The organism is Natrinema soli (assembly GCF_028618695.1).
The window spans coordinates 1-5679 of record NZ_JAQIVI010000539.1 but is presented as its reverse complement, the minus strand read 5'-3'; the positions used below and the strand labels follow the sequence as shown (position 1 = coordinate 5679).

Below are 5679 nucleotides of genomic sequence, written 5' to 3'. Positions count from 1 at the left end.
GCCGGACGGCCATGGCGCGGACGCCGTCCTCGGCCGCCGCGAAGACGGCGCGGTCTCCCTCGGCCTTCCGATTGCCGTAGGTCTCGATAGAGTCGTCGGTCGCCTGCTCGGGCGTACACTCGTGCAACGGCGTCTCGCTCTCCCGCTTGGGGATCTCCTCGCGGCCGTAGGCCGCGCCGCTCGAGACGTAGACGTACGCGTCGCAGTCCGCGAAAATGGTAGTCGCGGCGCGGACGTCCGTCGGATGGTAGGCCACGCAGTCGAAGACCGCGTCGGGGTCGACCGTCGTCGCGGCCGCCTCGAGGGCCGTGTCGTTCGTCCGGTTACCCTCGACGTGGTCGACGCTGTCGTCGTCCGCGAACGGGTTTCCGCTGTTTCCGCGGGTGAACAGGGTGACGTCGTAGTCGTGCTCGAGCAAGTCGTCGACGAGGTGGCGGCCGATGAATCGAGTGCCGCCGATAACGAGTGCGCTGTCCATGTGTGGCCGTCGCGACTGCGAGAGAAAACTGTAGCGGACGGGCGAGCCGTCACGGGACAGCGAACGTCGACGGTGCGCGACGGGTCACGTGACGATGTTCCATCCCGCGACGGTAACTGGTCGTCCACGACCCGAAGTACCGCGAATGGGCGACTCGATAATGATTATCACTTCTCGGTGAATGAATTTGAAGCGGACGGGGAAAACTCGTCGCTCGTACCGACCCCGAACCGGTAGGCGAGGTGACGTTCAGGGGCGGGTTCTTTTGACCCCTCCGTCGTAGGGCGGATCGATATGCCAGAACGGCTCCGGACGGATCGCGCTCCCAGATATCCGCTCGAGTGCGACCACTGTCAGTACCCGATTCCCGGCGACATCGAGGACGGCGACGACGGCCGGTACTGTTCGGTCGCCTGCCGCGACGCCGCGGACGACGACTCGACGCTCTCCGATCCCTGCGCCTACAAGCGGTTCGTTTCCGGCGTCGAACCGCTCGACTCGCTCGTCCCGAACGGGATCCCCGCGGACTCGCTTCTCCTCCTCTCCGGTGACGAGGGGACCCGCCGAGCCGAACTCGGGATCGAACTGGTCTGGCGCGCCCTGGAGCGCGGCGAACCCACCGTCGTCGTCTCTCTCACCAATCCGCCGACCGCGACGCTCGAGCGCTTCTATCAGAACGGCTGGAACGTCCTGCCGGCACTCGAGAACGACCGCCTGCGGATCCTCGACTGCTACACCCACCGGCTCGACGATCGGGAGGCGTTTCTCGAACGGCGAAACGAGTGGACGACGTTCGTCGGCGAGGCCGCCGCGGACGCGATCGTCGAGGTGCGCGATCCCAGCGATCGTCGCGAGCTAACCAACAGTCTCACCGGTGCGCTCGACGACCTCGAGATGACCGAGACCGGACTAGTCACGATCGACTCGCTCGACGAACTCGAGACGGTGTTCCGGGACCGGCAGGCTCACGACTTCGTCGAAGATATCCGGGCGACGGTCTGTAAGGCCCGATTCGTTCCGATCGTCGCCACCGCGTCGACGGCCGGCCAGGACGCTCCCGAGGCCGAGTACGTCGTCGACGGGATCGTCGACCTCCGACTGACCGATCGACTCGCGCCGGACGTCCGTCTCAAACAGCTCGCCGTTCGAAAACTGAGCGGAGCCCAGTTTCTGCCACAGTGGGTGACGTACGAACACGAACCCGCTCGCGGGTTGTTCGCGTTCGGACCGAACACGAACGCACGGCAGGTGTACGACTTGAGTAGCGGGCAGCCGCAACCGAACCTGTCCAGATAGACGGGCAACGGAGTAACGCTGCGAACCGTTCGACGCGGCTTCGAACGCGGCCCGCGAAGCTGCCCTGAACCGCTTTCGTGTCGCTCGAGTGCTGCTACAGGCCGCGAGCCGAACGCGGCCCTCGAGCCGAGCGGAGTTGTCGTCGGCTCAGTCCGTATTTGCCGGTGATAGGGCTTCTACGTCCCGTACTGCGCATGCACGCGAACTCACGCTCGGGTTTTATCCGCTCGTTCGGTTTAGCATCACCTGTCGTACCACGACCAGCAGCGATCAGCGCGTCGATCAGGGGCGAGGGCAAGTCGGTGATCGACTATCGAACTCACAGCCGACGATCTACACACCCATGAACGACCGATACGGCAGCGACCGACGGACGGACGAACAGGATATCGAGCACTCGAGCCACAGGGGAGAGCGCAGTCAGAACCGGCGCGAAGGACGGGGGCAGGAGACCAATCGGGGCCGACAGGGCGGCGACAGCGACGATATCGGTGCCCGGGGTCCCGAGCATCGCGGACGTGAGCGCGAACGAACGGAGGGATATCAGGACACGGTCGCTGATACCGGCTGGGGGCGCGGTTCCGGAACGGCAACCGATAGAGGCCCCCCGCGTGGGCAGCAGCCCAGCCGGGGTCAGGGAGAGCACCCACAGGGCGGACAGACGCAACAGCACGGCGGTCGACAGCAGACACAGCGTGGCCAGCAGTCGGCGCAACGCGGTGAGCGCGGACAGCAGTTCGGTCAGCAGGATACCCAGCAGCGCGGGCAACAGTCAGGTCAGCAGCGGAGACAGCCTGATCAGCACCAGCGACAGCAGACCGGACAGCAACCTGAACAACACCGAGGACAGCAGTTCAGACAACAGCCGCGGCAACAGGCTGGACAACATCGAGGACAGCCAAGTCAGCAACGACAGCAACAGTCCGGACAACAGCCACGGCAACAGGCTGGACAACAGCGGGGACAGCCAAGTCAGCAACGGCAGCAGACTGGACAGCGAGGACAACCCGATCAGCAACGGCGGCAACAGACCGGACAACAGCGAGGACGGCAGACCGGGCAGCGACGGGATAACCGCCAACAGCGCGGCGGGTTCGAAACGAACGCGATGGACGAAGCGAATCTCGCGTACGGCGGCGAAGCCCGACACGAAGAACATCGCGGCGGACAGCGCGAACAGCAGGGCAATATGCAGGGCCAGCAGGGCGGTATGCAACGAGGCCAGCAGGGCGGCATGCAGGGCCAGCAAGGCGGCGACCGCTCGCAACGCGGCCAGCAGAGCCAGCGCAGTATGCAGGGCGGCATGCAGGGTCAGCGGGATCGCATGCAGGGCCAGCGCGGAACCGAGAGGTCCGATCGCCAGCAGGGCAGCCAGCAGCAGGGCGGTATGCGACAGGGTCAACAGGGCGGTAGCTCCTCTCAACGCGGCCAGCAGGGCGTGCAGCGCAGCGAGGAACGACAGGGTTCCAAGCAGCGCTGGCACGAGAGCCGAGACACCGGCTCCGAACCGATGGACCGCGAACAGGGCTACCAGGGCCGACAGCATCGCGGGCAACAGAACAGGATGCAAGACCAGCAAGGGAACCGGTCCCAGCGGGGCAGCGAGCAACACGGCAGCCAGTTCCAGCGGGGCCAGCCCGAGTCCGGTCGCCACCAGCGGAGCGAAGGCCATCAGTCCGGTACCCAACGGGACCAGGGAAGCGGACAGCGCGGACAGCGAACCGACCGCGACTACCAGGACAGCCAACAGTTCAACCGGCAGGAGGACCGGCGAGACACCCAGGGCTCCTCGGGCGGTCGCATGAACCGAGAGCAGCAGTCCGGCGGTGGCCTCGAGTACCAGCAACAGGGACGGCGATCCGAGCAGGGCGACTGGACCGAAACCCGCGAGTCGGAGCGAGGCTCGAGCGGTACCCGGAATCAGCAGCGACAGGATGATATGACCAACCGTCGGCACGTCCACGAGCGCGACCCGACCGCCGACGAGGATCGGGCCCGCGACGAGGACCGGTCGAGGTAACGCCCTCGAGTCGACGGGCGGTAGCCGCCACCGGACTCCGAAATTACCTCGTTTTTGCCGCCGCTGTCCGATAATCCGGTATGAGCGGGACGGACGTTCTCATCATCGGCGTGACCGAGTCGGCGACCATCGAGGGCGGTGCGCTCGGTGACCGCGAGTTCGACGCCGGCGCGTACGCCCACGTCGGCAGTGCGTTCGGACCCGGCGGTTTCGCTCGCGAGAACGCCACCGGCACGTCGACTACCTGCTCAGCCATTCCGCGACGCGCCTCGAGACCGCCGTGACGTTCCCGGACGCCGACCGGGAGTGCGGACTGGCCGAACGGTTGCCGGGTGAGCCGATTGACGGGTTCGGCGCGTCGGACTGTGACTGCGACGCGAACCGTTTCGAAGCGCCCGACGCGGCGACGATACGGAAGACTGCGGTGCAGGAGGGCGGCGTTCTCGAGCAGTTGCGAATCCGAGAGAAACGAGGTCGTCGAACGGGCTGCTACCGCGCTAGTCGTCGCTCGCCGCGAAATTGGCCGACTCGACTTCGACAGCCGCCTCGGGTGCGCCCGGCAGTTCGTTGCGGACGTCGTCGCTGCCCTGCTCGGTGATCGCCTCGTAGTAGGCTTCGGGCATGATTTTCACGAAGGACTCGAGGGCGCGCTCCCAGTTTTCGAGCAGCGATCGGCCGCGCTCGGAGCCGGTGTAGGCGACGTGGTTCTCGACGAGTCGCCGGAGCATTTGCTCGTCTTTCTCCTCGAGGTCGTCGTGGAGCGAGACCATGCCGGTGTTGGCCTTCGCCGCGAACTCGTCGTCGGGGTCGTAGACGTAGGCGACGCCGCCGGACATGCCGGCGGCGAAGTTCTTCCCGGTCTCGCCGAGGACGGCGACGACACCGCCGGTCATGTACTCACAGCCGTGGTCGCCGACGCCCTCGACGACGGCCTTGGCACCAGAGTTGCGGACGGCGAAGCGCTCGCCGGCGACGCCGTTGACGTACAACTGACCGTCGGTCGCGCCGTAGAGCGCGACGTTGCCGATCGAGACGTTCTCGGTGGGATCGTAGCCCGCGGTCTCGGGCGTGCGGATCGTGAGCTTGCCGCCGGAGAGTCCCTTGCCGACGTAGTCGTTCGCGCTGCCGTCTAAGTGCATCGAGACGCCGCTTGCGAGGAACGCACCGAAGCTCTGGCCGGCGGTCCCTTCCGCGTCGATGGTGATCGTATCCTCCGGGAGGCCGGGTTCGCCGTAGCGGTCCGTGATGCGGTTCGAGAGCATCGCGCCGACGGTCCGGTCGACGTTCGTGACATCCGTCTCGAGCGAGACGGGATCCTGCTTCTCGATGGCGTCGGCCGCGGCCTCGATGAGGTCGCGGTCGAGCTGGTCCTCGAGTTCGTGATCCTGTTCGCGGATCTTGCGGCGGACATCGCCGCCCGGATCCGCCAGCACTTCCGAGAGGTCGACGTTGCGGGCCTTCGGGTGGTCGACGTCGGTGCGCTGTTCCAGGACGCCGACCTGACCGATCATTTCGTCGACGGTCTCGAAGCCGAGTTCGGCCATGAGCTCGCGCAGTTCCTGGGCGATGAACGTCATGTAGTTGATGACGTGTTCTGGCTCGCCGGGGAAGCGCTTGCGCAGGTCCTCGCGCTGGGTGGCGACGCCGACCGGGCAGGTGTTCTTGTGACACTGACGGGCCATCACGCAGCCGCCGGTGACCAGCGAGGCGGTGCCGAAGATGTACTCTTCAGCGCCGAGGAGGGCGGCGACGGCGACGTCGCGCCCGGTCTTCATCCCGCCGTCGGTCGAGACGCGGATGCGGTCGCGGAGGCCGGTCGCACAGAGCATCTGGTTGGCCTCGGCGAGGCCGAGCTCCCAGGGGAGACCGGCGCTCTTGATCGAGG

Annotated in this window: 6 protein-coding genes and 1 pseudogene; 3 read left to right on the top strand and 4 right to left on the bottom strand. The window is 66.5% G+C overall.

All coding sequences use genetic code 11. From position 1 onward, the window contains the following. Positions 1 to 478: NAD-dependent epimerase/dehydratase family protein (locus tag PGX04_RS26115; protein ID WP_273741163.1), on the bottom strand; the 478-nt coding region annotated here is incomplete at its 3' end. Between the two features lie 294 nt (positions 479 to 772). Between PGX04_RS26115 and PGX04_RS26110 the strand changes: the two genes are divergently transcribed. Next, complete coding sequence (locus PGX04_RS26110) at positions 773 to 1774, top strand: RAD55 family ATPase (protein ID WP_273741162.1); 1002 nt, start codon at positions 773 to 775, stop codon at positions 1772 to 1774. A gap of 319 nt (positions 1775 to 2093) precedes the next feature. On the opposite strand, the gene PGX04_RS26105 is transcribed toward PGX04_RS26110, so the two are convergent. Both PGX04_RS26105 and PGX04_RS26100 read right to left on the bottom strand, forming a co-directional pair. Continuing rightward, the gene (locus PGX04_RS26105; protein ID WP_273741161.1) at positions 2094 to 2543 is read right to left on the bottom strand and encodes a hypothetical protein; all 450 of its coding nucleotides are present in this window, start codon (positions 2541 to 2543) and stop codon (positions 2094 to 2096) included. A 3-nt stretch (positions 2544 to 2546) separates the two neighbouring features. Continuing rightward, positions 2547 to 3176, bottom strand: a complete 630-nt coding sequence (locus PGX04_RS26100; protein WP_273741160.1) for a hypothetical protein — start codon at positions 3174 to 3176, stop codon at positions 2547 to 2549. Between PGX04_RS26100 and PGX04_RS26095 the strand changes: the two genes are divergently transcribed. Further along, a complete protein-coding gene (locus tag PGX04_RS26095; RefSeq protein ID WP_273741159.1) occupies positions 3162 to 3794 on the top strand; it encodes a hypothetical protein in 633 nt (210 codons plus the stop codon). The two genes, PGX04_RS26100 and PGX04_RS26095, sit on opposite strands and share 15 nt — an antisense overlap. A gap of 80 nt (positions 3795 to 3874) precedes the next feature. After that, positions 3875 to 4242 (top strand): annotated as a pseudogene (locus PGX04_RS26090) (GIY-YIG nuclease family protein); the annotation flags it as partial. A gap of 49 nt (positions 4243 to 4291) precedes the next feature. On the opposite strand, the gene PGX04_RS26085 reads toward PGX04_RS26090, so the two are convergent. Continuing rightward, on the bottom strand, positions 4292 to 5679 hold a 1388-nt coding region (locus PGX04_RS26085), incomplete at its 5' end, for a GltB/FmdC/FwdC-like GXGXG domain-containing protein (protein WP_273741158.1).